The sequence below is a fragment of the Aureimonas phyllosphaerae genome, assembly GCF_047943035.1.
In the GTDB taxonomy this organism is placed as follows: Bacteria; Pseudomonadota; Alphaproteobacteria; order Rhizobiales; family Rhizobiaceae; genus Aureimonas; species Aureimonas phyllosphaerae.
Map to the genome: position 1 here is coordinate 1501645 of NZ_CP181348.1, position 24709 is coordinate 1526353.

The 24709-nt window shown below is 69.1% G+C and carries 25 protein-coding genes and 1 pseudogene; 14 read left to right on the forward strand and 12 right to left on the reverse strand.

Features of this window, described 5'->3' with window-relative positions; translation table 11 throughout:
- Positions 1-93: 93 nt before the first annotated feature.
- Complete coding sequence (locus tag ACLNGM_RS06945) at positions 94-2289, reverse strand: methyl-accepting chemotaxis protein (protein ID WP_416357752.1); 2196 nt, start codon at positions 2287-2289, stop codon at positions 94-96.
- A 171-nt stretch (positions 2290-2460) separates the two neighbouring features.
- Positions 2461-4389 carry a molecular chaperone DnaK gene (dnaK, locus tag ACLNGM_RS06950; protein WP_416357753.1) on the reverse strand — a complete coding sequence of 643 codons (1929 nt, stop codon included), beginning with the start codon at positions 4387-4389 and terminating at the stop codon, positions 2461-2463.
- A gap of 429 nt (positions 4390-4818) precedes the next feature.
- Between dnaK and ACLNGM_RS06955 the strand changes: the two genes are divergently transcribed.
- Genes ACLNGM_RS06955 through ACLNGM_RS06965 form a run of 3 tightly spaced genes read left to right on the forward strand, consistent with a single transcriptional unit; the run spans position 4819 to position 7099 of the window.
- Positions 4819-5661, forward strand: a complete 843-nt coding sequence (locus ACLNGM_RS06955; RefSeq protein WP_416357754.1) for a hypothetical protein — start codon at positions 4819-4821, stop codon at positions 5659-5661.
- The gene (locus ACLNGM_RS06960) at positions 5658-6053 is read left to right on the forward strand and encodes a phage holin family protein (protein ID WP_416357755.1); all 396 of its coding nucleotides are present in this window, start codon (positions 5658-5660) and stop codon (positions 6051-6053) included. The genes ACLNGM_RS06955 and ACLNGM_RS06960 overlap by 4 nt, the downstream gene beginning before the upstream one ends.
- Positions 6050-7099, forward strand: a complete 1050-nt coding sequence (locus ACLNGM_RS06965) for a DUF3618 domain-containing protein (RefSeq protein ID WP_416357756.1) — start codon at positions 6050-6052, stop codon at positions 7097-7099. Before ACLNGM_RS06960 ends, ACLNGM_RS06965 begins: the two co-directional genes overlap by 4 nt.
- A gap of 63 nt (positions 7100-7162) precedes the next feature.
- On the opposite strand, the gene ACLNGM_RS06970 is transcribed toward ACLNGM_RS06965, so the two are convergent.
- Both ACLNGM_RS06970 and ACLNGM_RS06975 read right to left on the reverse strand, forming a co-directional pair.
- Entirely contained in the window at positions 7163-9793 is a 2631-nt protein-coding gene (locus ACLNGM_RS06970) for a PBP1A family penicillin-binding protein (protein ID WP_416357757.1), read from the reverse strand.
- A gap of 276 nt (positions 9794-10069) precedes the next feature.
- Positions 10070-10900: a MipA/OmpV family protein gene (locus tag ACLNGM_RS06975; protein WP_416357758.1), complete on the reverse strand. Its 831-nt coding sequence runs from the start codon at positions 10898-10900 to the stop codon at positions 10070-10072.
- Between the two features lie 238 nt (positions 10901-11138).
- On the opposite strand from ACLNGM_RS06975, the gene ACLNGM_RS06980 reads away from it, so the two are divergent.
- Positions 11139-12110, forward strand: a complete 972-nt coding sequence (locus ACLNGM_RS06980) for a Bug family tripartite tricarboxylate transporter substrate binding protein (protein ID WP_416357759.1) — start codon at positions 11139-11141, stop codon at positions 12108-12110.
- 76 nt (positions 12111-12186) lie between these two features.
- Entirely contained in the window at positions 12187-12534 is a 348-nt protein-coding gene (locus tag ACLNGM_RS06985) for an arsenate reductase (protein WP_416357760.1), read from the forward strand.
- A 14-nt stretch (positions 12535-12548) separates the two neighbouring features.
- Here ACLNGM_RS06985 and ACLNGM_RS06990 read toward each other — a convergent pair whose 3' ends face one another.
- The 3 genes from ACLNGM_RS06990 to ACLNGM_RS07000 all read right to left on the reverse strand — a co-directional run bounded on the left by ACLNGM_RS06990 (position 12549) and on the right by ACLNGM_RS07000 (position 14780).
- Positions 12549-13238, reverse strand: a complete 690-nt coding sequence (locus ACLNGM_RS06990) for an endonuclease III domain-containing protein (RefSeq protein ID WP_416357761.1) — start codon at positions 13236-13238, stop codon at positions 12549-12551.
- Positions 13239-13309: 71 nt separating this feature from the next.
- Positions 13310-14218 carry a methylated-DNA--[protein]-cysteine S-methyltransferase gene (locus tag ACLNGM_RS06995; protein WP_416357762.1) on the reverse strand — a complete coding sequence of 303 codons (909 nt, stop codon included), beginning with the start codon at positions 14216-14218 and terminating at the stop codon, positions 13310-13312.
- 82 nt (positions 14219-14300) lie between these two features.
- Positions 14301-14780 (reverse strand): DUF2244 domain-containing protein, encoded by a 480-nt coding sequence (locus tag ACLNGM_RS07000; protein ID WP_416357763.1) that lies wholly within the window; start codon positions 14778-14780, stop codon positions 14301-14303.
- A gap of 81 nt (positions 14781-14861) precedes the next feature.
- On the opposite strand from ACLNGM_RS07000, the gene nth reads away from it, so the two are divergent.
- Positions 14862-15701 (forward strand): endonuclease III, encoded by an 840-nt coding sequence (gene nth / locus ACLNGM_RS07005; RefSeq protein ID WP_416357764.1) that lies wholly within the window; start codon positions 14862-14864, stop codon positions 15699-15701.
- On the opposite strand, the gene ACLNGM_RS07010 is transcribed toward nth, so the two are convergent.
- Complete coding sequence (locus ACLNGM_RS07010; RefSeq protein ID WP_090962093.1) at positions 15662-16459, reverse strand: sulfate transporter family protein; 798 nt, start codon at positions 16457-16459, stop codon at positions 15662-15664. The genes nth and ACLNGM_RS07010 overlap by 40 nt on opposite strands.
- 140 nt (positions 16460-16599) lie before the next feature.
- On the opposite strand from ACLNGM_RS07010, the gene gshB reads away from it, so the two are divergent.
- The gene (gshB, locus tag ACLNGM_RS07015; RefSeq protein ID WP_416358405.1) at positions 16600-17538 is read left to right on the forward strand and encodes a glutathione synthase; all 939 of its coding nucleotides are present in this window, start codon (positions 16600-16602) and stop codon (positions 17536-17538) included.
- A 99-nt stretch (positions 17539-17637) separates the two neighbouring features.
- On the forward strand, positions 17638-18297 hold the full coding sequence (locus tag ACLNGM_RS07020; RefSeq protein ID WP_416357765.1) for an SH3 domain-containing protein: 660 nt from the start codon (positions 17638-17640) through the stop codon (positions 18295-18297).
- A 51-nt stretch (positions 18298-18348) separates the two neighbouring features.
- On the opposite strand, the gene ACLNGM_RS07025 is transcribed toward ACLNGM_RS07020, so the two are convergent.
- On the reverse strand, positions 18349-18963 hold the full coding sequence (locus tag ACLNGM_RS07025) for a hypothetical protein (protein ID WP_416357766.1): 615 nt from the start codon (positions 18961-18963) through the stop codon (positions 18349-18351).
- Between the two features lie 255 nt (positions 18964-19218).
- Between ACLNGM_RS07025 and ACLNGM_RS07030 the strand changes: the two are divergent.
- The 6 genes and pseudogenes from ACLNGM_RS07030 to ACLNGM_RS07055 all read left to right on the forward strand — a co-directional run.
- A pseudogene (locus ACLNGM_RS07030) lies at positions 19219-19866 on the forward strand (magnesium chelatase domain-containing protein); the annotation flags it as partial.
- A 217-nt stretch (positions 19867-20083) separates the two neighbouring features.
- Positions 20084-20353 (forward strand): DUF411 domain-containing protein, encoded by a 270-nt coding sequence (locus ACLNGM_RS07035; RefSeq protein ID WP_051091529.1) that lies wholly within the window; start codon positions 20084-20086, stop codon positions 20351-20353.
- Positions 20354-20416: 63 nt separating this feature from the next.
- The gene (locus ACLNGM_RS07040) at positions 20417-20827 is read left to right on the forward strand and encodes a hypothetical protein (RefSeq protein WP_416357767.1); all 411 of its coding nucleotides are present in this window, start codon (positions 20417-20419) and stop codon (positions 20825-20827) included.
- A gap of 281 nt (positions 20828-21108) precedes the next feature.
- Positions 21109-21561 carry a DUF305 domain-containing protein gene (locus ACLNGM_RS07045; protein WP_019996252.1) on the forward strand — a complete coding sequence of 151 codons (453 nt, stop codon included), beginning with the start codon at positions 21109-21111 and terminating at the stop codon, positions 21559-21561.
- 71 nt (positions 21562-21632) lie between these two features.
- Positions 21633-22145, forward strand: a complete 513-nt coding sequence (locus tag ACLNGM_RS07050; protein WP_019996253.1) for a DUF305 domain-containing protein — start codon at positions 21633-21635, stop codon at positions 22143-22145.
- A 20-nt stretch (positions 22146-22165) separates the two neighbouring features.
- Positions 22166-22954, forward strand: coding sequence for a glutaredoxin family protein (locus tag ACLNGM_RS07055; RefSeq protein ID WP_019996254.1), 789 nt, complete (start codon positions 22166-22168; stop codon positions 22952-22954).
- 24 nt (positions 22955-22978) lie between these two features.
- On the opposite strand, the gene ACLNGM_RS07060 is transcribed toward ACLNGM_RS07055, so the two are convergent.
- The 3 genes from ACLNGM_RS07060 to crcB all read right to left on the reverse strand — a co-directional run bounded on the left by ACLNGM_RS07060 (position 22979) and on the right by crcB (position 24703).
- The gene (locus ACLNGM_RS07060; RefSeq protein ID WP_019996255.1) at positions 22979-23209 is read right to left on the reverse strand and encodes a hypothetical protein; all 231 of its coding nucleotides are present in this window, start codon (positions 23207-23209) and stop codon (positions 22979-22981) included.
- 62 nt (positions 23210-23271) lie between these two features.
- On the reverse strand, positions 23272-24051 hold the full coding sequence (locus ACLNGM_RS07065) for an LssY C-terminal domain-containing protein (protein WP_040408374.1): 780 nt from the start codon (positions 24049-24051) through the stop codon (positions 23272-23274).
- Positions 24052-24271: 220 nt separating this feature from the next.
- Positions 24272-24703 carry a fluoride efflux transporter CrcB gene (crcB, locus tag ACLNGM_RS07070; protein ID WP_062236508.1) on the reverse strand — a complete coding sequence of 144 codons (432 nt, stop codon included), beginning with the start codon at positions 24701-24703 and terminating at the stop codon, positions 24272-24274.
- Positions 24704-24709 lie beyond the last annotated feature (6 nt).

Genomic DNA, 24709 nt, shown 5'->3' on the forward strand with positions numbered 1-24709 from the left:
CTCGCTGCGGCAGGGCGACGGCAAAGCCCCGCTCGTCCCAGGACGACGCGGGGCAGGGGGGCGGAACGGGGGCGGGAGCCCCTCGGCTTCGGTTCAGGCGGCCCGGCGGGCCGGCGCGTGACCGTGGAAGGCGCGGGGCCGCTCCTCGCCGATCTCGAACTGCGCGACGAGGCCGCGCAGATCTCCGGCCTCGCCCCGCAGCGCCTGGCTGGAGGCTGCCGCCTCTTCCAGCATCGCCGCGTTCTGCTGGGTGATCTGGTCGATATGGGAGACGGCCGTGTTGATCTCGCGGATGCCGGTCGACTGCTCGGCCGCCCCTTGCGCGATGGCCGTGACCTTGCCGTCGATCTCCAGGACCTTGGCGGCGATGCCCTGGAGCGAGGCGCCGGCCCGCTCGACGAAGGTCACGCCGACCTCGACCTCGTGCGAGGCGCGGGCGATGAGGTCCTTGATCTCCTTGGCAGCCTCGGCCGAGCGCTGGGCGAGCCCGCGCACCTCCTGCGCCACCACCGCGAACCCGCGTCCCGCCTCGCCGGCGCGCGCCGCCTCGACACCGGCATTGAGGGCGAGGAGGTTGGTCTGGAAGGTGATCTCGTCGATCACGCCGATGATCTTGGCGATGCGCGACGAGGAGTCCTCGATCGCGCGCATGGCGTCGATCGCCTGCGTGACGATCTCGTCGGAGGCCTGCGCGGCGGCGCAGGCGCCCTTCACCGTCGTGGATGCCGATACGGCGTGACCCGCGCTCTCGTTAACGCGCAGCGTGATGTCGGCGAGCGCGGCCGAGGTCTCCTCGAGGCTCGCCGCCTGGCCCTCGATCCGGCGCGCCATCTCCTGCGCGGCCGCGCTGATCTCGCCGGTGCCGCCGTCGATGCTGGTGACGATGCCGGAGACGGTCCGCATCGTCGACTGGAGCTGGCCGACCGCCGCGTCGAAATCGGCGGCGAGCTTGGCATAGGAGCCGCCGATCTGGCCCGACAGGCGGCAGGTCAGGTCGCCGGCCGACAGCCGGGCAAGGCCGCTGCCGACGAGCCGCACGACATCGGCCTGCTCGGCCGCGGCGCGGGCACGTTCTTCCTCGCCCTCGCGGCGCGTCGTCTCGGCCCGCACGCGTTCCTGCGCGGCGACGGCCTCGGCCTGGCGGCCGGAGGCGAGTTCGTGGCGAAAGCCTTCAAGCGCAGTCGCCAGCGCGCCCGCCTCGTCGCGGCTGCCCTGTCCCTCGACGGGCCGCGTGTAGTCGCCGGCGCTGAGAGCCTCGACACCCGCCAAGAGCCGCTGCAGCGGACGGCGCACCACGCGGTGCGAGGCCATGGCCAAGACGCCGAGCGAGATGGCGACGACGAGAAGACCGCCGCCGATCAGAAGAAGGCGCTCCTCGCGAACGGGGCCGGCGACGACCGCTTCGGGAACATCGACCAGCGTCGCCCAGGTGAGATCGAAGCCCGGCACCTGGAACGGCAGGGCGACGCGGGTCGTGCCGTCGGCCAGCGTTCCGAGAACGCGCGGCTGGCCGTCGGCCGCCGCCTTCGCGAGATCGACCGCGCCGATGTCCTCGTAGGGCTTGGTGCGCATGGCCGCATCGGGCGCGACCAGCCACTTGCCGTCGCCGCTGACCAGAAACACCCGGCCGGTGCCGAAGGGCTGCAGGGCCGAGACCGTGGCGGCCAGCTCCTGCATCCCGACGTCGATGCCCGCGACGCCGATCAGCTTGCCGCCCGACATGACGGGATAGGCGGCCGACGACATGAGGACGCCGGTCTCGGAGAGATAGGGAGCGGTCAGGTAGCCTTTGCCGCGCGCCACCGGCTCCTTGTACCAGTCCGCATCGTATTTCGCGGTGAAGGTGCTGTACTCGGCGCCGCCATTCGCGCCCTTGGTCCAGTAGGGGGTGAAGGCGCCGTCCTTGTTGGAGCCGGCCGCCGCGGGATCGCTCGTCCCGTCGATGCCGCCCGGCGCTTCCGCCATCCAGGAGCCGAAGAGGTTGGGGTAGGAGCCGATCGCCGGCTTGAGCAGCGCGACATAGGCGGTGCGATCCCGGAGGCCCGCCTCGTGCATCGCACCGATCGCACCCGCCGTCGCGTTGCCGACAGCCGTCGCCTGACCGAGCCCGATGCCGATCGTGTTGGCGACGATGCGTGCCTCGGCGGTCGCGCGGTCCAGCGCCATTGCCTCGATCCGGTCCGCCGAACTCATCGAGATCCAGGTGAAGGCGCCGGCCAGGACCAGGGTCACCGCGCCTCCCGCGGCCAGGATCAGCTTGGCGGACAGGGAACTGGACAGCGATTTCATGGCATCCTCGGAGCGAGATGTCAGAGACGGGTGCCGATGACTCTGGAGGATGACTGATAAAATTTCGTTGTGCGGTGCCTAACGGCGAAAGGTTCCGCAGGACGACATGGAACAAGGCCCCGGCGGGAGCGTCCCGCCGGGGCCTTTCATCCTAGGCGTTGAAGAGGTCGATCAGGCCGACTTCTTGCGCTCGTCGTCCTGCACTTCCTCGAAGTCCGCGTCGACCACGTCGTCACGGCCGCCCTGCGCGGTCGAGGCATGCGGCTGGGCCGCCTCGTCCTCGCCGGCCTGGCTCGCCTCGTACATCGCCTGACCGAGCTTCATCGAAGCCTCGGCGAGCTTGTCCGACTTCGCCTTGATGGCGTCGGCATCGGCGTCGGCCTTGTCGAGCTCGGCGCGCAGGTCCGCGATCGCGTCCTCGATCGCCTTGCGGTCGGCCTCGGACACCTTGTCGCCGTAGTCCTTCAGCGACTTCTCGGCCGAGTGCACGAGGCTCTCGCCCTGGTTCTTGGCCTCGACCGCGGCGCGGCGCTTCTTGTCGGCGTCGGCGTTGGCCTCGGCTTCCTTAACCATCTTGTCGATGTCGGCGTCCGACAGGCCGCCCGACGCCTGGATGGTGATGCGCTGCTCCTTGTTCGTGCCCTTGTCCTTGGCCGACACGTTGACGATGCCGTTGGCGTCGATGTCGAAGGTCACCTCGATCTGCGGCACGCCGCGCGGTGCCGGCGGAATGCCCTCGAGGTTGAACCGGCCGAGCGACTTGTTGTCGGCGGCCATCTCGCGCTCACCCTGGTAGACCTGGATGGTCACGGCGTTCTGGCCGTCCTCGGCGGTCGAGAAGACCTGGGACTTCTTGGTCGGGATCGTCGTGTTGCGGTCGATGAGGCGCGTGAACACACCGCCGAGCGTCTCGATGCCGAGCGACAGCGGGGTCACGTCGAGAAGGAGCACGTCCTTCACGTCGCCCTGGAGAACGCCGGCCTGGATGGCAGCGCCCATGGCGACGACCTCGTCCGGGTTGACGCCCTTGTGCGGCTCCTTGCCGAAGAAGTTCTTCACGACCTCCTGGACCTTGGGCATGCGCGTCATGCCGCCGACCAGCACCACCTCGTCGATGTCGGACTGGGTGAGGCCGGCATCCTTGAGGGCGGCCTTCATCGGGCCGACCGTGCGCTGCACGAGATCGTCGACGAGGCTCTCGAACTTCGAGCGCGTCAGCTTCAGCGTCAGGTGCTTCGGACCGGAGGCGTCCGCCGTGATGAACGGCAGGTTGATCTCGGTCTGCGAGGCGGACGACAGCTCGATCTTGGCCTTCTCGGCCGCTTCCTTCAGGCGCTGAAGGGCGAGCTTGTCGTTCTTCAGGTCGATGCCCTGGTCCTTCTTGAACTCGGACGCGAGGTAGTCGACGAGGCGCATGTCGAAGTCCTCGCCGCCGAGGAACGTGTCGCCGTTGGTCGATTTCACCTCGAAGACGCCGTCGCCGATCTCGAGCACCGACACGTCGAACGTGCCGCCGCCAAGGTCATAGACCGCGATCGTCTTGCCGTCGTTCTTCTCGAGGCCGTAGGCAAGGGCCGCGGCCGTCGGCTCGTTGATGATGCGCAGGACGTCGAGGCCCGCGATCTTGCCGGCGTCCTTGGTCGCCTGGCGCTGGGCGTCGTTGAAGTAGGCGGGAACGGTGATGACGGCCTTCTCGACCTTCTCGCCGAGATAGGCTTCCGCCGTCTCCTTCATCTTCTGCAGGATCATGGCCGAGACCTGGCTCGGCGAATACTTCTCGCCGTGCGCCTCGACCCAGGCGTCGCCGTTGTTGGCGTTGACGATCTTGTAGGGGACGAGGCCCTTGTCCTTGGCGACGGTCGGGTCGTCGTAGCGACGGCCGATCAGGCGCTTCACCGCGAAGAGCGTGTTCTCGGGGTTCGTCACCGCCTGGCGCTTGGCCGGCTGGCCGACGAGACGCTCGTCGTCGTTCGAGAAGGCGACGATCGAAGGCGTCGTGCGCGCGCCTTCCGCGTTCTCGATCACCTTCGCGGTCTTGCCGTCCATGACGGCGACGCAGGAATTGGTGGTTCCGAGATCGATGCCGATCACCTTCGCCATTGTCTGTCTCTCCTTGTTGAGCGTGGGGCCCGGACCCTCGATCGAGGCGTTCCGCGTGGCCGCACCTTGGATGGGATTTCGGTTCGCCGAGGGGCTCTCGAAAACGGCCGCCCCGGCGGGCTGAGGGCTATATATGAACGGGCTTTGGGGGGCGCAAGACGGTCTCGAACCTCGACCGCACGGCTTCGTCCGACCCCCGGCGGGCCGACGGAGCATAGGTGGCTAAGCCGTTTAACCCGCAAGTCGCAGAAACCATCAGCCGGGGTGAATGTTGGCTTTCCTGAGCGGTCGGGGCGCATATGCCTGCCCGGCCGCCCCATCGCCGTCGCGAAAGGAGGCCGCCCATGAACAGCATCATCTACCTCATCGGCTTGATCGTCGTCGTCCTCGCCATCCTGTCGTTCCTCGGCCTCAGGTAGGAAGAACCTCATGTCCGATCCATTCCAGACCGGCTCACGAGCCGAGACCGATCGCCAGACCCTGTCCGACGCGGCCCGGCGCGAGGGCCAATCCATTCGTGACACAGCGGCGCACGCCGGCGAGACGCTGCGCCGCGAGGGCGCGAGCCTCGGCGACAGCATGCGCGAGCGCGCGAGTGCCAGCGTCGAGGACGGCAAGGCGGCCGCCGCCTCCGGCCTGTCCGACTTCACCGCCGCGATCCGCAAGGCCTCCGAGGAACTCGGGGCGCGCGACCAGTCGATGGCCGCCGGCCTCGCCCGCCAGGCCGCGTCCGGGCTGGAGCAGGCCGCCGAGGCGATCGAGGGGCGGAGCGTCCAGGACATCACCCGGTCGGTCGCAGACTTCGCGCGGCGTCAGCCGAGCGCCTTCCTGATCGGCGCGGCGCTCGCGGGCGTCGCGCTCGGCCGCTTCGTGCGCGCTTCGAGCGACCATGCCGGCCCGCTCGGCTCGAACGCCGGCCATGGTGCTCGCTCCAGCGACGACTGGCGCCATGACGACGGCCGCTCCCGCTTCCAAGGCCACTCGTCCGGGTCCGGCGCAGCGTCGTCGTTCGGCGACCGTTCGGGGCGACAGGACATGGGGTCGGCGTCCGATGCCGCGCTGAACCGTCCGGGCGCGTCGGGCTCAACGGCGACGAGCGGTCTGACCTCCACCCCGACCGCTGCCGCCTCGTCGCAGGCCGACGCGACCGGCTACCGCGCGCCGCAGGATGCGCCGCAGACCTCCGCCCTCAACCAGCCCGGCGTATCCGGCTCATCCAACACGGCCGGCCTGTCCCATTCCTCGAACCCCGGTACGGGAGAGCGTCCATGAGCGTCGATCCGCAGCAAAGCCGTTCGGTCCCCGACCTTCTCAGCGATCTCCTGCGCGAGACCACCGAGCTCTTTCGCACCGAAGGCAAGCTTATCCGCGCGGAGATTTCCGACAAGGTCGCCCAGATCCAGCTGGCCGGCGGCTCGCTGGTGGCCGGCGCGATCTGCCTCCTCGTGTCCCTCATCGTCCTGTCGGGGGCCCTCGTGGTGGCGCTCGGCAAGGTCATGGATCCGGCCTGGGCAGCGCTTCTCGTCGGCGTCGTGATTGCCGTGATCGGCGTTGTTCTCCTCGCCGCCGGCAAGAAGAACCTCGAGGCCGTGAACCTCGCGCCCGAGCGCTCGCTCGGCCAACTGCAGAAGGACGGCCAACTCGTGAAGGAGCAGACGCGATGAGCACGGAAACCGATCGCCTCGCCCGCGAGGCCGAGGAGCGCCGCTCCAACCTCGACGCCACGCTGGAAAGCCTGAAGGGCAAGCTGTCGCCCGGTCAGATCGTCGACGAGGCGATGGGCTACCTGCGCGAAGGGCAGGGCGCCGACATGGCGCGGACCCTCAACCGGCAGGTGCGCGACAACCCGCTGGCACTCGGCCTCGTCGGCGCCGGCATCGCCTGGCTGATGCTGGGGCAGGGCGCCAAGGACACGGCGCGCGACGCCGGCCGCCGCCTGCGCGACAGATACGACGACACGTTCGACCGCGGCGATCGGGACTGGAGCCCCGACCGCTGGGCGGCCGACGACCGTGACAACCGGTTCGAGAGCTACAACAGCGGCTACGAGGCGGATCGCACGCGCGGCGTGACCTCCGGCCCCTATCCCGGCGGCAGCGGATCGTCGTCCTCGGGCATCGGGTCCTCGGTGTCCGGCGCCGCCTCGTCCGTCGGTTCGGCGGCCTCGAGCGCGGCGGGCGCCGTCAGCGATGCCGCCCGCAAGGCGGGCGATACGATCTCGCATGCGGCCTCCTCCGCCTCCGACAGCGCTTCGCGCCTGTCGCACGACGCACGCGACGCTGCCACCAGGGCGCGCGAGGCGTCCTATCGCGGCCTGTCGCATGCCGGCGATAGCGCGAGCTACTACGGGCGGCGCGCGCGCCGCACATTCCTCGATACGCTGCAGGAGGAGCCGCTGGTGCTCGGCGCGGTGGCCCTGGCGGTTGGCGCGGCGATCGGCGCAGCGCTGCCCTCCACGCGGACCGAGGACGAGTGGCTGGGCCAAACGCGCGACCGGCTGCGCGACCAGGCGCTCGATTCCGGGCGCGACGTGCTCGACAAGGCCGGCACGGTCGCGGCGAAAGCCTTCGATGCGGGCAGCGCGGAAGCCGAGGCGAAGGGGCTGAAGCCGACGGGCGAAGGCGAGACGATCGCGCAGAAGGTGTCGTCCGTCGCGCAGGCCGCCTACGGCACCGCCCGCGACGAAGCCAAGAAGGAAGGGCTGGCCTGACGCCGTCAGCCTTCGGGAAACTGAAAGGGCCGCCGGCGTCTCCCGCCGGCGGCCCTTTTCATGTCATCCGCCGAACAGGCCGCGAAACAGCGAGCGGTCGCTGGCTCGGCCGCCGGGGGCCGGTCCCTCCAGCACCGCGTCGGGCGGCAGCTGGTCGGGGCTCACCGCGATCGCCGGTCCTTCGAGCACGGCATCGGGCGGCAGCTGGTTGCGGCCGACCGTGCGCGGCGGACCGATGTCGGCAGGCGGGCGCATGCGGGCCGGCTCGCCGTATCCGTATTCCGGCGGCGGGCCGCCGTACTGATCGTCGCCATAAGGATCCTCGCCTTGCGGCGGCGGCCGGCGCGCGTAGTCCGGCTCGGTGGGCAGGTCGCGATAGCCCGGCGTCGAGCGGTACTGCGGCTCGTATTGTGGCTCGCGGCGCGGGCTCCGCTCGGCATAGCCGTCCTGGCCGGGCACGACGCTGCCGGGCGCAGCCACCGGCGGCAGGTCGCCCGTCGCCTGCTGCGAGGCCTCGCCCTCGAAGCCCGGCCCAGGCAACTCGTTGCTCTCGTAGACCGGGTTGCCGTCGGCGTCGTAGCCGATGATGCGGTCGCCGTAACCCGATGCCATCGGCTGGTTGCCGGGCTCGCCGATCCGGTAGTCGCCCGGCAGCGGCATCGCCGGCAACCCCTCGTGGGCGGCGGTCATGAACGCCTTCCAGGCGTCCGCGGGCAGCGAACCGCCGGTCACCTGGCGCATCGGCTTGCCGTTGTCGTTGCCGAGCCAGACGCCGGTGGTGAGGTTGGCGGTGAAGCCGACGAACCAGGCGTCCTTGAAGTCCTGCGTGGTGCCGCTCTTGCCGGCCGCCTGCCAGCCCTTCAGCGCGGCGCGCCGGCCGGTGCCAGAGGTGATGACCCGCGTCATCATCGCGTTCATCATGCCGACGATATCGGCGGTGACGATCACCGGCGGCACCGCGTCGTCGCGCTGGTAGAGCACCTTGCCGGACACCGTCGTCACCTTGTTCACGAGGTGCGGGGTCGCCTGGTAACCGCCGTTGGCGAAGGTCGCATAGGCGCCGGTCAGCTCCAGAAGCGAGACTTCCGACGTGCCGAGCGCCAGCGAGGCGTTGTCGACGAGCGGCGACTGGATGCCCATGCGCTTGGCCGTCTCGATCACCGCGGCGGGGCCGACCTGCGCGGTGAGCTGGGCGGCGATCGTGTTCAGCGAGCGCATCAGGGCGTCCGCCACCGTCACCGGACCGCGGAAGCGGTTGTCATAGTTGGACGGCGACCAGTTGCCGATCTTGACCGGCCCGTCGTTCATCACCGTCTCCGGCCGCACGCCGTATTCCAGCGCCGTCTCGTAGACGAAGGGCTTGAAGGCCGAGCCCGGCTGGCGCTTGGCGTCCACGGCGCGGTTGAACTGCGAGGCGGCGTAGTCGCGCCCGCCGACGATGGCGCGGATCGCGCCGGTGCCGTCGATCGAGACGAGCGCCCCCTGCGTGACGTTCTGCGTCGCGCGGTCGATCGTGCCGGCGATCGCCTTCTGGGCTTCCTTCTCCAGCGTGAGGTCGATCGTGGTGTCGACCACGACGTCCTCCTTGATCTCGCCGCCGACGAGAAGCGGCAGGTCGCGCATCACCATGTCGGCCGCGTAGTGCTCGGGGCCTGTCCAGAAGCTCTTCGCCTTGGTGGGCTTGGAGGCGAGGGCGTCGTCGAACTCGACCTTGGTGATCTTGCCTTCCTCGAGCATGGCCTGCAGCACGACCCCGGCGCGCGCGCGCGCCGCCTCCGGGTCGCGCGCCGGCGACAGGCGCGAGGGCGCCTTCAGGAGCCCGGCGAGCGTCGCCGACTCGATGAGGTTGAGCTCGTCCGCGTTCTTGTCGAAGTAGCGCCGCGCAGCCGCCTGGATGCCGGTCGCGCCCGAGCCGAAGTAGACGCGGTTGAGATACATCTCCAGGATCTGGTCCTTGGAGAACTTGGTCTCCAGCCAGAGGGAGAGGATCGCTTCCTGGATCTTGCGCTGGAGGGTCTGGTCCGGCGTCAGGAAGATGTTCTTGGCAAGCTGCTGCGTCAGCGTCGAGCCGCCCTGCACGGTGTCGCCGGCCGCAAGGTTCTCGGAGAAGGCGCGCAGGATGCCGACCGGGTCGACGCCCCAGTGTGAATAGAAGCGCCGGTCCTCGATCGCCATGACCGCCTGCGGCACGTAGGGGCTGATGCGGTCGAGCGCGACGGCCTCGCCGCCGGTCGTGCCGCGGTCGGCCAGGAGGTCGCCCGAGACCGAGACGATCTTCACGTTGGGCGGCCGGTCCGGGATCGCCCAGGCCTCCTGCGGCAGCTTGATCGCGAAGTAGCCGATCAGCGCGAGGCCGGCGATGCCGCCCCAGAAGACGAGCAGGAAGGAGAGGCGGAAGAGATGCCCGACGAAGGAGCGCCGGCGCCGCGGCCGGCCGCCGAAGAAGCCGCGACCGCCCTCGTCGTTGCCACCGCCACCGCCCGACCCGCCGCCCGCGCCACGACGCCCGCCGCGACCGCCCGATCCGAGGTCCTTGACCCGGCGCGTCGCTTCGCCGTCGATCTGGCGCCCGCGCGACGGGCGGCCGGTGCTGGCGACGGCCCGGTCGTCGGGCGAGATGCGGATCTCGTCCTCGCCACCGCCCGATCCGCCGAAGCTCGGCTCGATTCGCTCGCCCTTGCGCCTCGCGGCCATCGCGACTGTCCCCTCGTCTTGACCGGCGCCGTTCGAGGCCGATGTCATGCAACCCGTGGGGCCCAGCGCCTGAACGCGCGCTGAACTTGCCAAAGCCGCAAGCACGGGTGCGCCCTGCCTGTCCCCATGGGTGGCCGTGCAGAGTAAATACGGCGATTTAACGGGGCGTTAACGAAGGCTGACGGGCCGTTAAGGCGATCCGCCGCCCCCGATCGCGGCCACGAAAAACCCGCCCGGACGGCCGGGCGGGTGACAGGACGCGACCGGGCGCCGTGATCAGAACAGGTCGATCGAGAAGCGCTTGGAGATGCCGAACCCGGCGAAGAACTGGTCCTCCGAACCGACCTTGACGATCGGCGAGTCGGCGGCGTCGCCGACCATGCGCTCGTAGGCGGCGTTGGCGTTGAGGAACCAGTCGGGGCGGAACTCGTAGCGCGCCGAGGCGGCCGCCCCGACCGACTTGAAGCCGCCGCCGGCATCATAGGCGGCGAGGCGCCCGCCGGACGCGATCGATTCCAGCGGGCGCACCGAGAAGTAGGTGCTGTTGTAGTTCGAGTCGGCGAAGGTCGTGCGCGGCCCGAGCTTGAACTCCCACTGCTCGGTCGGGCGCGAGATGAAGTCGATGCCGGCGCCGCCGACGAAGCCCTCGCCCTCGTTGAACGCGTAGCGCGCTTCGCCGTACACCTCGATGTTGAGCGTGTCGTAGACCGGGAACTCGTAGCCGGCGCGAAGGCCGAGCTGGTAGCTGCGGTCGAGCGCCAGCGTGCCGTTCAGCTCCGGGTAGTCGTTGGCGTTGCGCTTGTCGATGAAGCGGAACGAGGGGCCGATGCGAAGGCCACCCTGCTTCTCCTCCGGCGAGCCGATCGCAAAGAGGCCGGGAATGTTGAGATACTGGAGCGAGACGATCGGGTAGCCGGAGATATCGTAGTCGTCGGCGCCCTCGTAGGCCGGCTGCGTCGAGATGCCGGCGCCGAGCTCGATGATGAGGTCGGCATTGTTGACGATCGCGACCTCGCTCGTGTCGACGGTCTCGTAGTCGGCGGCGAGCGCCGGCGCGGCGGCGAGGACGGTGGCGGCGAGAAGACCGGCGAGGAGGCGATGCGTCATGATGGGAACTCCGGCGGCGCAACGGGCGCCCTCGGCCGACATCTTTCGCACCAGGTGGGCGGTTTCAATCGTCTCCCTTTCGATCTTGCGACTTCCCGGAAGCGGCGTGGCCTGTGGGTCACATGACACAAACGCGTGAACGCTCGATTCAATCGATATCAACGGATCGGCGCGATTGCAGGCGGCCGGCCGGCCGTTCATCCTCCCGCGCGCCCCGACGGGCGCCAAGGGAGGTTGCATGAAGACTTTGACCGCCATCGCCGGAGCCCTCGCGCTCCTCGCCGCCACGGCCATCGGCGCTGCCGCGCAGGACTATCCGAACAAGCCGGTGACGCTGGTCGTGCCGTTCGCGGCCGGCGGCTCGACCGATCTCGTTGCGCGCACCATCGCGCAGAAGATGAGCGAGACGCTCGGTCAGCAGGTGCTCGTCGACAACAAGGGCGGGGCCGGCGGCAATCTCGGCGCGACCTTCGTCAGTCAAGCCCAGCCCGACGGCTACACGATCCTCATGGGCACGATCGCGACGCACGCGCTCTCGGCCTCGCTCTACGCCAAGCCGCCCTTCGACCCGATCGCCGACTTCACGCCGATCGTCTGGCTGGTGACGGTGCCGAACGTCCTCACGGTCAACAAGGACTACCCCGCCAAGACGGTGCAGGAGCTCGTCGCGCGACTGAAGGAGAAGCCCGGCGAGGAGGTCTATTCCTCGTCCGGCAACGGCACGCCACTCCATCTGTCGGGCGAGCTCTTCAAGTCGATGACCGGCACTGACATGGTGCACGTCCCCTACCAGGGCTCGGGGCCGGCGCTGGTGGACGCGGTGTCGGGCGCGGTGCCGATCAACTTCGACAACCTGCCGTCCTCGACGGAGTTCATCCGCTCGGGCGCGCTTCGTCCGCTGGCGGTGACGACGAAGGAGCGCGCGGCCAACTTCCCCGATATCCCGACGATGGAGGAGGCGGGGGTGCCGGGCTACGAGACGAACACGTGGAACGCCCTGTTCGGTCCCAAGGGGATGTTGCCTGCGGTGGTGGCGACGCTGAACAAGGCGGCCAACGAGGCGATCGCGGACCCGGTGGTGAAGGCGCGGCTTGCCGAGGTCGGGGCGACCACGGTGGGCGGCACGCCGGAAGAACTGGACGCCCACGTCAAGGCCGAGATCGCCCGCTGGAAGCCGGTGGTCGAGGCCGCCGGAGCCCGGATCGAGTAAGAGCGCGGCTCAAGGTCCAACCCGGACTGGGGAGGGCGACGCGGTTCGCCCTCTTCCTACATCATCGAGTGTTTCCATGTCCCTGACGCTTCACGGCATCCGCAACTGCGACACGGTCAAGAAGGCGCGGTCCTTCCTTGAGACCCACGGGGTCGAGCACCGATTCCGCGACTTCAAATCCGAGGCGCCGGGCGAGGCGGAACTGCGGCGCTGGTGCGCGGCGGCCGGCTGGGAGACGCTCCTGAACCGTGCCGGCACGACCTTTCGCAAGCTGCCGGAGGCCGAGCGCGCCGACATGACGGAGGCGAAGGCCATCGCCCTGATGCTCGCGCACCCCAGCCTCATCAAGCGGCCGGTCGCCGAAACGGGCGAGACCGTCCTCGTCGGTTTCAAGCCGGACACCTACGCCAGCGCCTTCGGCTGATCCGGGGCGGGCCGTCAGGCGTCGCGCGCGGCGGCGAACCAGCGGCAGATGTCGTTGAGAAAACACGTCTCGCAGCGCGGCCGGCGCGACAGGCACACCGTCTTGCCGAACTGCAGCAGCCAGAAATGACCGTCGCGCCGGGCCCAGTCCGGCACCAGACGCTCCAGCGCCGCGGCGGTCTTGTCGGCGGTGCGCTCATTGGTAATGCCGGTGCGGTTGCAGACGCGAAAGACGTGCGTGTCGACCGCGATCACGTCTTCGTCGAAGGTGAAGCTCATGACGATGTCGGCACATTTGCGTCCGATGCCGGGCAGCGCCATCAGCCCTTCGCGCGTCTGCGGCACGACGCGGTCGTGCTCCTCGATCAGCGCGGCGCACAGGCGTTTGATGCTCTTCGCCTTCATGTTGTAGAGGCCACAGGGCTTGATCGCGCGGGCGATCTCCTCCTCCGAGAGCTTCAGCATCGCGTCCGGGGTCCTGGCGAGCGCGAACAGCGCCTTGGCGGCCGCCGCCGTGTTCACGTCGCGGCTCTGCGCCGACAGGAGGCATGAGACGACGGAGCGGAACGGGTCGGGCTGGTCCTTCGGACCCTTGGCGCTCGGGGTGCGGCCCGGCATGTGCTCGCGGAGCCGGCTAAAGGCCTCCGCGCGTTCGGCCTCGCCGAGTGCCCCGTGCCCCGTGTCCTTCTCCACCGCTGCGTCCATGCCGGTCGTCCTCCGCGCGTCGTCGGGGTGGGGGACGCTCCGGGCCGCCGACGGGTTCCCCGCTGCGGCGATCAGCCCGCGGACGTCATCGCGAACTCCCAGCCGAGCATCGCGCGCTTGCGCGTCAGGCCCCAATGGTAGCCGGTGAGAGCACCGGACTTGCCGACCACGCGGTGGCACGGCACCACAAAGGAGATCGGATTGCGCCCGACGGCTGCCCCGACCGCGCGGGAGGCCTTCGGCGCGCCCATCTCGGCGGCGATCCCCGAATACGTGTGCGCCGCGCCGAACGGGATCGCGAGGAGCCGCTCCCAGACCCGCACTTCGAAGTCGGTGCCGATGAGGACGATGCGCAGCGGCGCGCCGGCGCCCCACTCGTCCGGCCGGAAGACGCGCGCGAGGCGCCGGGCCGCGCCCTCGTCGTTGCGCACGCTGGAGGCCCGCGGCCAGCGGCCGAGAAGATCGGCGAGAGCGTGCGCGTCGCCGCCGCGTTCCTCGTCCGAGAAGGCGAGACCCGCCAGCCCCTGCACCGTCCAGACGGCCAGCGCGCGGCCGAAGGGCGTGTCGGCGAAACCGTAGGACAGGGACAGGCCCTCTCCGCGCGCCTTGTGGAGCCCGGGGCTCATCGCCTCGTGCTTCACGAAAAGGTCGTGCAGGCGCGACGGACCGGACAGGCCGACCTCGATCGCCGTGTCGAGAAGCGGCAGCCCGTCGCCGAGAAGGCGCCGGGCGTGATCGATCGTGACGGCCTGGAGGAACGCCTTGGGGCTGAGGCCGGCCCAGCGCCGGCAGGCGGCTTCCAGCCGCTGGGACGTCACCCCGCAGGCCTCGGCCACGGCGTCGAGCGAGGGCTGGCTGCGGTATTCCGCCGAGATGAACTCGATCGCCGTGCGCACCAGCGGATAGTCCGAAGGCGGGGGAACCTCCGCGAGGCCGTCGAACGGCTCGGCCGGACCGGGGGAGGGCGAGTGGTGGGTCATCGGATCGCTCCGCGCGTCATCTTCGACGCGACGATGGACCATGACCGATCCCGCGGCCACCCGTTTTCCCGGTCGTCCCGCGTCAGCCGCGCTTCGCCTCGTTGAGCGCGCGGTTGAAGGCTTCCGCAAAGCTCTCGCGGTCCTCCGGATTGAGGAAGGCGCCGATCTCGGTCTGCCGCCCTTCGCCCGCGACCGCCATGTGGGTGACGCCGGCCAGTTCGTGCCGGCGAACGAGGAAGCGCGTCCAGAACGGGTTGTAGCGGGCCTCCTGCACCGCGCCGCGCGGCGAGGTCTTGCGGATGGTCAGTTCGGTGCGCGACACGCGGACCTCCTCCGACGCGCGGGCCGAACGGAAGCTCGCCCTGAGCGCCACCCAGAGGAGCAGGACGTCGAGCCCGAAGAAGCCGACGACCGGCCAGGCGCCGTGGGAGACGAACACCGCGCCCGACAGGAGGCTCAAGCCTCCGAACAGGGCCATGGTCACGTTGAAGCCGCGCTTTCCCAGCGAGCGGTAAGGCGTCAGAAGGGCATGGAAGACGGTGCGATCGGCGCTGTCGGTCATCTGCGTCTTGCCTCGCAGGCTGGATCCGTTCCAATGGGCGGCGGCTCCCCGAGCTGCCGAGGCGATAATAGGGCTCTGACCATGGCGGAAAAAGCGCCTGCGACCAAGCGCGCGCGAAAAGCGCCATCGACGGGCGCGAGCAAGGCCGCACCCGTGGCCAAGGCCGTCCGTGCCAAGGCGCGCGCGAAGGCGCCGAAGATCCCTTACACGCCGGACGAGGTGGCCGAGATCTTCCGCCGCCTCGCGGTCCAGCGCCCGCACCCGACCTCTGAACTCGAGCACGTCAACACGTTCACGCTGCTCGTTGCCGTGGTCCTGTCGGCGCAGATGACGGATGCGGGCGTCAACCGGGCGACGCGTGGCCTCTTCGCGCGCGCCTCGACGCCGGACGCGATGGCGGCGCTCGGGGAGGACGAGATCCGCGAGGCGATCAAGTCGGTCGGCTTCTTTCGCACCAAGGCGAAGAACGTCCAGCGGCTATCGGAAATCCTGCGCGACCAGCACGGGGGCGAGGTGCCGCGCGACCGGGCGAGCCTCGAAGCCCTGCCGGGCGTCGGGCGAAAGACCGCCAACGTCATCCTGAACACGGCCTTCGGCGAGGAGACGCTCGCGGTCGACACGCATATCCTGCGCATCGGCAACCGCATCAAGATCGCGCCCGGCAAGACGCCGGAGGCGGTGGAGGACGGGTTCCTCAAGATCATCCCGGACGGGTTCCTGCGCCACGCCCATCACTGGCTGATCCTGCACGGGCGCTTCGTGTGCAAGGCGCGAAAGCCCGACTGCGCGGTCTGCATCATCGCCGACCTCTGCCGGGCCGACGAGAAGTGGTGCGAGACGGCGGCGCCGCTCGTCGCCCTGCCCGACGCCCCGCCGGGGCCTCAGCCCCTGCCGCCGGGGGCGAAGCGTCCGGGCGGCTGAGCCGCGACGCCCGGCGCGCCTTCGATCGTGCCTGGCGTGACGCCGTCGATCGGCAGGCCGCCCTCGCGCTGCGACACGCGCTGGTGGAGATGCACCATCATCGCCGCGGCGAAGAGCGGGGTCAGAAGGTTCAGGATCGGCACCGCCAGGAAGGCCGCCAGAAGCAGGCCGGCGGCGAAGACCGTGCCGCCGTAGCGCGAGCGAAGTGCACGGACTTCCTCCTCCGATCGGTAGCGAAGCGCTGCGAACTCGAAATACTCGCGGCCGAGAAGGTAGCCGTTGATCACGAAGAAGGCGCCGAAATTGACCACCGGCACGAGAAGCAGCGCGAAGGCGAGGAGGTTGCCGAGGATCACGACGCCGAAGAACTTGACCGACAGGACGATCGAGCGCCCGAGCGGCAGCGCGCGGCCGACGGCATGGCCGGGATAGTCGCCCTGCTCCACGACCTCCGCGACGTCGTCGAGGAAGAGGCCCGCGATCACCGCCGAGACCGGTGCGATCAGGAAGGCGAGAAGGAAGGCGAGCGCGATGCCTGCCGCCCAGCCGGCAAGGGTCCCGGCATTGTCGACCCAGGCCGGCATGTCCGGAGAGAACTGCGAGAAGAACGGGATCACCTCGGCCTCGAACAGCCAGCGCACCGCGAACCAGAGCGCCACGAGGACGACGGCAGTGAGACCGAGCGATTTCCAGAGCGCGGCCCGGAAGGGCGGTGAGAAGACGTCGCCGAGGGCGCGGCCAGCCGAGGCCAGGATCATCGCTGAGGCTCCATCGTGTGTTCGGGAACAGGAGATGGGACGGCGGAGCGCCGCCAGCAATGGCACGCCCCAAGTGGACTTGCGCGCCCATCCCCGCTACCTCGCGCGAGAAGACGCCCTTTCCAGCCGAGGAAGCCGCCATGTCGCTCAAGGTCGCGGTCCAGATGGACCATGTGTCGGGAATCACCATCAAGGGCGATTCGACCTTCGCCCTGTGCCTGGAGGCCGAGCGGCGGGGGCACCAGCTCTTCCACTACACGCCCGACCGCCTCTCGCTGCGCGACGGGCGCGCGACGGCTCGCGTCGAGACGCTGAACCTCGTCGAGGAGCAGGGGAAGCATTTCGTGCTCGGGGCCCAGGAGAAGGTGGACCTCGCCGACATGGACGTGGTGCTCTTGCGCCAGGACCCGCCCTTCGACATGAACTACATCACCTCGACTCACATCCTGGAGCGGGTTCACCCGAAGACGCTGGTGGTCAACGATCCGGCCTGGGTGCGCAACATGCCGGAGAAGATCTTCGTCACCGAGTTCGCCGACCTGATGCCGGAGACGATCATCACCAAGGACCCGCAAGAGGTCGCCGACTTCCGCGCCGAGTTCGGCGAGATCGTGATGAAGCCGCTCTACGGCAACGGCGGGGCCGGCGTCTTCCACCTCACGAAGGAGGACCGCAACCTCTCCTCCTTCATGGAGACCTTCGCGCTCCTCTTCCGCGAGCCCTTCATCGTCCAGCGCTACCTGAAGGACGTGAGGAAGGGCGACAAGCGCGTCATCCTCATCGACGGCGAGCCGGTCGGTGCGATCAACCGCGTGCCGTCCGAGACCGACGCGCGCTCCAACATGCATGTCGGCGGGCGCGCCGAGCCGACCGAGCTGACGGAGCGCGAGCGCGAGATCTGCGCGCGCATCGGCCCGACGCTGAAGGAGCGCGGCCAGGTGTTCGTCGGCATCGACGTGATCGGCGACTACCTCACCGAGATCAACGTGACGTCGCCGACGGGCATTCGCGAGGTGAAGCGCTTCGGCGGCGCCGACATCGCCGCGCTCTACTGGGACGCCGTCGAGGCGAAGCGCTGAAGCCCGTTCCTGAACGCCCGATGAACGCGGCGTTCGGGAACCGTTCGACCGCGCCGTGCTTGAATGCGTTCATCGAAGCCTTGTGACCGGACGGCTCCCATGCCCCGCCTGACCTTCCTGAAATCCGCCCTCCTGATCGGTGCCCTCCTCGTGCCGGGCACTGCCACCGCCGCAACCGCCATCGCGACCACGAACGTCAACCTGCGCGCCGGCCCGTCCACCGCCTATCCGCCTGTCAACGTGGTGCGCGGCGGCGAGGACGTGCGCGTCTACGGGTGCCTCGCCAACCGCTCGTGGTGCGACGTCGACTTCTACGGCCAGCGCGGCTGGATGTCGTCGAACTACCTCGCCTTCGTACGCGGCGGCGTGCGTTACACCGGCGAGCGCTCGGTGCGCTACATCGGCGCGCCGGTCGTCACCTACTCGTTCGGCGACTACTGGGATCGCTACTACCGCGACCGGCCCTTCTATCGCGAGCGTCAGCGTTGGGACGGCATCTACGGTCCGCGCATCTTCGACCGCGGTGGTCCGCCGCGCCGCGACTGGCGCGACGGCCCGCCGCCCCCGCCCTATGCGCGCCGCGACGACCGCCGCTGGGAGGAGCGCCGCGACGAACGCCGGGACCGCTGGGAAGAGCGCCGCGAGGAACGGCGCCAGCGCTGGGAGGACCGGCGCGACCGCTACGAGGACGGCCCCCCGCGCTGGCAACGCACCGATGCCGGCCCGTTCGATCCCGAGGGCTACGACCGCGATTACTGACCACAAAAAAGGGCGCCTCGGGGCGCCCTTCTTCGTTTCTGCACGGAGCCGTCAGACGCCCGCTGCGCCCTTCGCCAGCGGCTTCGGCGCGCCGACGCGGGGTGCCGCGGGAGCCGGCGCCGCTGCGGGGGCCGGAGGGGCCACCGGCGCTCCGATCTTCGGCGCGAGCTCCAGCTGCGCCGGCTCGCGGGTCACCTTCCCGTAGATGCGGCGCTCCAGGTCCTTGGCGAGTTCGCGCGCCATCGCCCGGTCGACCCGCGCACGGTCCTGCGCGACCGAGATCACCGCGCCGGCGATGCCGTTGATCGCGCCCTGGTCCGACGTGCGCGCGTCGAAGCGGGTGATCTCGGTGCCGTCCTCCGCGCGCAGCACGCCCTTGGCCGTCAGGTGATTGGAATCGCCGGCGAGAAGCGAGGCGACCGGGTTCTTGTAGTGAACGTCGACCAGCGTCAGGTCGAGCACGGCCGGCTTGCCCGGATGGGCGCCGACGAGCTGGGTGGGCACGGTCTGGCGCACCTGCGGCAGAAGATCGGTGTGCGCCTTCAGCGTCGGGGCGGTATTGATGTCCACCCGCGTGATGGCCAGCGGGCCGGTGGTCTTGACGATGGGCTGGGCGCAGCCGGCGAGCAGGAGCGCAAGGCCTGCCGCTGCGAGAGGTTTGAACACGAAAGATGAAATCCCGGGAGGTCGAAGGAGAGCGACCTGTAGCGGCGACCGGGCCCGCCTAGTAGTTTGATTGTGGCCGGCAAGCACTTCGTCCGGTCAAGTTTGCGTGTCCCGCCATTGACCCGTCGAACACCGAGCGAAAACGCGCGGGAGTTGTGGAGGACGGTGTTTGTTCCCGCCTCGTTCTTGTCGCCGCTGCGGCGCTTCGCTAATCTTCAAAGGATTGGGGCGACAGGCGTTGGGGAACGGGCCGGCATGATCTCGCGCGTCAGGACCGTCGCCTTCCAGGGCGTCGACGCCATTCCGGTCGATGTCGAGGTGATGGTCGCGCCCGGCAAGATGGGAATGCAGATCGTCGGCCTCGCCGACAAGGCGGTGGCGGAAAGCCGCGAGCGCGTCCAGGCGGCGCTGCACGCGTCCGGCCTGTCGATGCCCCCCAAGCGCGTGACGGTGAACCTCGCGCCCGCCGACCTGCCGAAGGAAGGCTCGCACTACGACCTGCCGATCGCCCTCGGGCTGATGGCGGCGCTCGGCGCGCTGCCCGCCGAGAAACTCGCGGGCTACCTCGTCCTCGGCGAACTCTCGCTCGGCGGAACGGTCTCGCCGGTCGCGGGCGTCCTGCCGGCGGCGATGGCGGCCCACGACCTGTCGCTCGGCCTGATCTGCCCGGAGGCCGGCGGTCCGGAAGCCGCCTGGGCGAGCGTCGACATGCCGATCGTCGCCGCGCGCAGCCTGATCCAGATCGCCAACCACTTCCGCGGCACGCAGGTGCTCGGCCGACCCGAACCCGCCGTGCGCGCATCCGCCGCCGACCTCCCCGACATGGCCGAAATCCGCGGGCAGGCGGCCGCCCGCCGGGCCCTCGAGGTCGCGGCTGCCGGCGGCCACAACATGCTGAGGGTGTGCTACATTAATTGACACGTATACACCGACCCCGACCGACCCAAGCTCGCCGTTCGACGGGGTTCACTAGAAACCCGAAAGCGGCCGTTCCGCAGTCTGAGTTACTAAACCCCGATCGCCACGCCCCCAGCGCACCGAAGGGCACGACCAGCCACGGCGGCGCCTTCCAGATTGTGAGCAGAACGAAGCACGTCGGGGCGAGAGCAAACGAGATGACATGGCAAGGCAGAAGCGCCTGCTCGGCGTCTTGGAGGCGGTCGAATCCTGCCACACGGCCAGGATCGGCGGCTACGTGATTGAAGGGCACGTGCCCATGGATGGCGTCGACAGGCTCATGTCGACAGGCCGAGGGTTGCGGGCATCGCGGCACCGGGCATGCCAGCGGGATCGCCCGGCATGGCAAGACCCGAAGGCCCGGTCCGACGTCCTGTCGTTCGGAGACGTGTCGACCGCCCCCGGGGTCTTCTACCGCGCTGGACGGGAGTGAGACCCGATGGCCCCACCGGAGACACGCATACGGCCACTCCTGGGTCGTCGTTCCTCGCACCTCGTGCCGATCGAATGGAACTCCTTCCGCCGCCGCCTGTTCTCGACGGATCGGAAGTCGGAACGTCCCATGCTCGGCGCATGCCTGCGTAGTCTCGTCGTCATCCTGTCCCTGGTTGCGGTCGCCGCGTTCGCCGGGCACGGAACGGCGACGGCCGGCGTGAGCGTCCACGACCATCCGGCCGCCGATTGCGCGCCGAGTCCGTCGACGCATGCCCATGGCGGGGCACACAAGCCCGACGGCGACACGTCTGGCATGTCCTGCTGCGGGAAGTCCTGCACCAGCCTCCTGCCGTTCCCGGCGCCGCCCGGCTTCGTCCGCGTGGCCCTCGAGGCCGATCCCGCCCCAACCTTGTACCAGGACGGCAAGGGCATCCTGCCGCCCGGCCCGAAGCGTCCCCCAAAGACCGCCTGAGCCGTCTCGAGAGGCCCGACCGACCGTGCCGAGCCCTCGCGGCCGCGAGGCGGTCCGAGTCCGATGGCGTCGCTCACCGTCCCCGTCCGACGACGGTCGCCGCGGCGTCGGCGACCGGATCGGCACGAATCCCCATCCATGACGACGCATGCCGTCGGCGGGGCCGGAGCACCCGGTCCGCCGTCACTGAGCGAACAAGCAACGGCGTCGCCGCGCTCCCGCGGCCGCACGCTGACATCCAGCAAAAGGTCCCGAGGGACCCCATCCATAGGAACGAACCAATGCGCAAGATCACGATCCTGTCCGCCGCTCTTCTCGCCGCCGCCGTCTCCCACGCTTCCGCGCAGGACCAGCACGGCATGGCGGCGTCGTCGGAGCAGGTGACGCTCCCCGCCGCCTGCGAGGCCGCCGCCGGGTCCATGGACATGTCCAAGATGATGGGCGGCATGGAGGGCATGATGTCCGGCGGCCAGATGGACGAGGTCCAGAAGGGCAACATGGACGCGATGATGAAGATGCACGGCCCCATGATGAAGGCGGCCATGATCAAGGACCCGGACCTCGCGTTCAACTGCGGGATGATCGCCCATCACCAGGGTGCGATCGCCATGTCCGAGGTCGAGCTCAAGACGGGCAAGGACGAGAAGTCCAAGGAGATGGCCCGGATGATCATCGACGCGCAGAAGAAGGAAATCGAGGAGATGACCGCCCGCGTCGAGGCGCTCGCGAAGTAAGCGGCGGACCCGTGCCCCGGGGGCGGCCGCCTCCGGGGCATCTCGACACACCAACGAACGGAGCAGGAGCTATGGGTTACGGACGGTTCGCCGCGATGATCGCGACCTCGACGGTCGTGATGTTCGGCTTGATGTACCTAAACACATACGCGCTCGACCACGTCTTCTACAGCCAGACGCGGACGTGGATGGCCGTGGTGATGGGTGCCGTGATGGCACTGATCATGATCGGCTTCATGTGGGGGATGTACCCCAGGAAGGGTACCAACGCGGCCATCGTCGCGGCCGGCGTCGTCGTCTTCGCCGGGGCCCTGTGGCTCGTGCGCAGCCAGGAGACCGTCCACGACGTCGCCTACATGAAGGCGATGATCCCCCACCACTCCATCGCGATCATGACGAGCGAGCGCGCACACATTCGCGACCCGCGGGTCCGCGAGCTCGCCGACGGCATCGTGGAGGCGCAGGTCCGCGAGATCGGGGAGATGGAGCGCCTCATCGCCGACCTCGAGGCCAACCCGCCCGCCGACGGCGCACCGGACCTGCCGCCGCGGATGCCCGAGGCCGCCATCGCGGCCGGCAATTGAGCGAAGGAAAGGACGCCGACATGTCCACGACGATTGCAGACGGCAGCACGGCTCCCTCAAGCGCGGTGAAGGCCAAGCGGGCGACCATCTACCGGATGGTCATGCCCAAACACATCTGCCCCTGGGGCCTGCGCGCCGTCGACCTCCTCAAGCGCGAGGGCTTCGAGGTCGACGACCGCTGGCTGACGACCCGCGACGAGACCGACGCCTTCAAGGCAGAGCACCACGTGGAGACGACGCCCCAGACGTTCGTGGACGGGAAGCGGGTCGGCGGGTACGACGACCTCCGGCGCTTCCTCGGCAAGTCCGTCGCCGACCCCAAGGCCGTCACCTACAAGCCCGTTATCGCCATCTTCGCCATGGCCGCCCTGATGGCGATGGCGGTGACCTGGGCGCTTCTCGAAACCCTGCTGACGGTGCGAACCGTCGAGTGGTTCGTCTCGATCGCGATGTGCCTCCTGGCTGTGCAGAAGCTGCGGGACGTGGAGGGCTTCGCCACGATGTTCCTTGGCTACGATCTCCTGGCCCAGCGCTGGGTCCGCTACGCCTACCTCTACCCCTTCGGCGAGGCGCTGGCGGGCGTGCTGATGCTGGCAGGCGCCGCGATGTGGCTGTCCGTCCCGGTCGCGCTGTTCATCGGCACGGTCGGAGCCATCTCGGTCTTCAAGGCTGTCTACGTCCAGAAGCGCGAACTGAAGTGCGCGTGCGTCGGCGGGGACTCCAACGTGCCCCTCGGCTTCGTGTCCCTCACCGAGAACCTCATGATGGTCGGGATGGCGGTTTGGATGGCTGCCCGCATGTTCGCGTGACGGGGAAGCCGGATCGTCGTCGGTTCAGCGCGTCCGCAGGACTGCCTCCGTGCCGGCGACGGTGTCGCCGCCGTTCGGGAACGCCTCGACGGAGGTGATCGTGCCGAGGCCCAGCACGACGGCCCCCACCGTGGCGCGGAAGAGGTTGTTCGGCGTCACGAAGAATGCCTCGCCATCAAAGATACAGACGATCGGGTAGGCGTCGGCCTGCGGCCCATCTGCTTCCGGCCCGTTCGCGCCGTAGGTACCTCTCATAAATCCGCTCCCTAGCGGACGATACGATTCCTAGGCGCACTTTGCCAAAGCGTTGCACGTCCTCAGTTGGTGGCGGCGTTCCACAACGCGTTCTTGAGGTCGATGAGCGGCGGGTTGGGCAGGACGGGAGGCGGCTGGCGTCCCGCCACCCCCGGAGGCGCCAGGATGGAGAAGCGGATCTCGCCGTCCGTGTAGTAGCGGTCCCCTTCGCCATTGCGACCGTTCAAGGTCAAGCCGACGCCCGTCACCTCGTAGACCTCCGCAACACGCCCGGTCCTGGCAAGATCGGCCGCCAACTCGTCACGCATCGCATCGACGTCCGGAGAGATGGCATGGGTCACGGCACCCGTGTAATGGCTGAACCCGACGCCGACATCGAACGAGGCGGATCCGAGCCAGACAGGTCGGCCCTCCGCCCCGGCTGACAGGACATTCCAGAAACGCACATGCTGGCGCCGGTCTGCGCTCAGTCCGACCGCCTTCTCGAAGGCGAGGTCCTGTTGTCGCCTTTGGTAGAACAGCGGACTTACGGGCGCATCGCGATAAGCGCGGTCGAGAACCACGCTACCGACGATCTCGATGCTGGTGCGAAGCGTCACGGGATCGGCCGGCGTCCAACCTGCGGCTGCCATGGCCGTCACGAGTTCGCTCCGGGATCCGACGACGCCGACGTTGAGAGGATCGCCCGACAGCCCGTCCGCCGTACGCGTCACCATCTCCAAGCCGTTCAGCGCGGTCTGATGCTCGTAGTGGCGCAGCGCGAACGGCAGGACGAGATACGCCATGCAGGCCCACGCGACGGCACTTCCGCCGACGGCAAGCGCTAGGCGTCGCAGGACCATGCGCCCTCGTCGAACGATACGGCACCCTGGGTGCTGCTTCGGCCCGTCCGGTCGACCACATTCCACACCCGAAATCGACCGACCGGGTGCCATCCCTTTCGCACGATCGGCACTACGAAACGAGCCTCCTGTAGCAGACCATCAGCCATCGACCCTTCGGAGACAACACGCGTGTTTCTGTAACTTCCCTCAACAGGACAGCGCCGGTCGCCGCACAAGGCTACGCATCCTCCTCGATGTCGATCTGCGCGATACGCTGGGCGCTGTCGTTGTAGCGTGAAGCCACGAAGTGACCAACGGCAACGGCCGCCACGCACAGGACCACCGACAGGGCAACGTTCAGCATGGCGCGGGGGACGGCACCGGCCCGCAGGAGATCGAGCGTCTGAAGGCTGAACGAGGAGAAGGTGGTGAAGCCACCGCAGAGGCCGATCATCACGAACAGACGAAGGTTCTCCGAAGCCGGGAAACGGCCCGAAGCGAGCGTGAGCGTCCCGAACAGGCCGATCGCGAAGGAGCCCGCGATGTTGATGAGGATCGTGCCCCAGGGCAGGTCGCGGCTGATCGGCAGGGCGACAACCGAGATGGCGTAGCGCAGGAACGTGCCGAGCGCACCGCCCAGCATGACGATGACGCAACTGGTGAAGGACATGCGGGT

Coding starts and splice junctions, on each gene's coding strand:
- ACLNGM_RS07020 (WP_416357765.1), top strand. CDS start 17,638: ATGCCCCGCCTGACCTTCCTGAAATCCGCCCTCCTGATCGGTGCCCTC.
- ACLNGM_RS07050 (WP_019996253.1), top strand. CDS start 21,633: ATGGGTTACGGACGGTTCGCCGCGATGATCGCGACCTCGACGGTCGTG.
- ACLNGM_RS06985 (WP_416357760.1), top strand. CDS start 12,187: ATGTCCCTGACGCTTCACGGCATCCGCAACTGCGACACGGTCAAGAAG.
- ACLNGM_RS06970 (WP_416357757.1), bottom strand. CDS start 9,793: ATGGCCGCGAGGCGCAAGGGCGAGCGAATCGAGCCGAGCTTCGGCGGA.
- ACLNGM_RS06980 (WP_416357759.1), top strand. CDS start 11,139: ATGAAGACTTTGACCGCCATCGCCGGAGCCCTCGCGCTCCTCGCCGCC.
- nth (WP_416357764.1), top strand. CDS start 14,862: ATGGCGGAAAAAGCGCCTGCGACCAAGCGCGCGCGAAAAGCGCCATCG.
- ACLNGM_RS07000 (WP_416357763.1), bottom strand. CDS start 14,780: ATGACCGACAGCGCCGATCGCACCGTCTTCCATGCCCTTCTGACGCCT.
- ACLNGM_RS06965 (WP_416357756.1), top strand. CDS start 6,050: ATGAGCACGGAAACCGATCGCCTCGCCCGCGAGGCCGAGGAGCGCCGC.
- ACLNGM_RS06945 (WP_416357752.1), bottom strand. CDS start 2,289: ATGAAATCGCTGTCCAGTTCCCTGTCCGCCAAGCTGATCCTGGCCGCG.
- ACLNGM_RS07045 (WP_019996252.1), top strand. CDS start 21,109: ATGCGCAAGATCACGATCCTGTCCGCCGCTCTTCTCGCCGCCGCCGTC.
- ACLNGM_RS07035 (WP_051091529.1), top strand. CDS start 20,084: ATGGCAAGGCAGAAGCGCCTGCTCGGCGTCTTGGAGGCGGTCGAATCC.
- crcB (WP_062236508.1), bottom strand. CDS start 24,703: ATGTCCTTCACCAGTTGCGTCATCGTCATGCTGGGCGGTGCGCTCGGC.
- ACLNGM_RS07010 (WP_090962093.1), bottom strand. CDS start 16,459: ATGATCCTGGCCTCGGCTGGCCGCGCCCTCGGCGACGTCTTCTCACCG.
- ACLNGM_RS07060 (WP_019996255.1), bottom strand. CDS start 23,209: ATGAGAGGTACCTACGGCGCGAACGGGCCGGAAGCAGATGGGCCGCAG.
- ACLNGM_RS06995 (WP_416357762.1), bottom strand. CDS start 14,218: ATGACCCACCACTCGCCCTCCCCCGGTCCGGCCGAGCCGTTCGACGGC.
- dnaK (WP_416357753.1), bottom strand. CDS start 4,389: ATGGCGAAGGTGATCGGCATCGATCTCGGAACCACCAATTCCTGCGTC.
- gshB (WP_416358405.1), top strand. CDS start 16,600: ATGTCGCTCAAGGTCGCGGTCCAGATGGACCATGTGTCGGGAATCACC.
- ACLNGM_RS07065 (WP_040408374.1), bottom strand. CDS start 24,051: ATGGTCCTGCGACGCCTAGCGCTTGCCGTCGGCGGAAGTGCCGTCGCG.
- ACLNGM_RS06975 (WP_416357758.1), bottom strand. CDS start 10,900: ATGACGCATCGCCTCCTCGCCGGTCTTCTCGCCGCCACCGTCCTCGCC.
- ACLNGM_RS06955 (WP_416357754.1), top strand. CDS start 4,819: ATGTCCGATCCATTCCAGACCGGCTCACGAGCCGAGACCGATCGCCAG.
- ACLNGM_RS06990 (WP_416357761.1), bottom strand. CDS start 13,238: ATGGACGCAGCGGTGGAGAAGGACACGGGGCACGGGGCACTCGGCGAG.
- ACLNGM_RS06960 (WP_416357755.1), top strand. CDS start 5,658: ATGAGCGTCGATCCGCAGCAAAGCCGTTCGGTCCCCGACCTTCTCAGC.
- ACLNGM_RS07055 (WP_019996254.1), top strand. CDS start 22,166: ATGTCCACGACGATTGCAGACGGCAGCACGGCTCCCTCAAGCGCGGTG.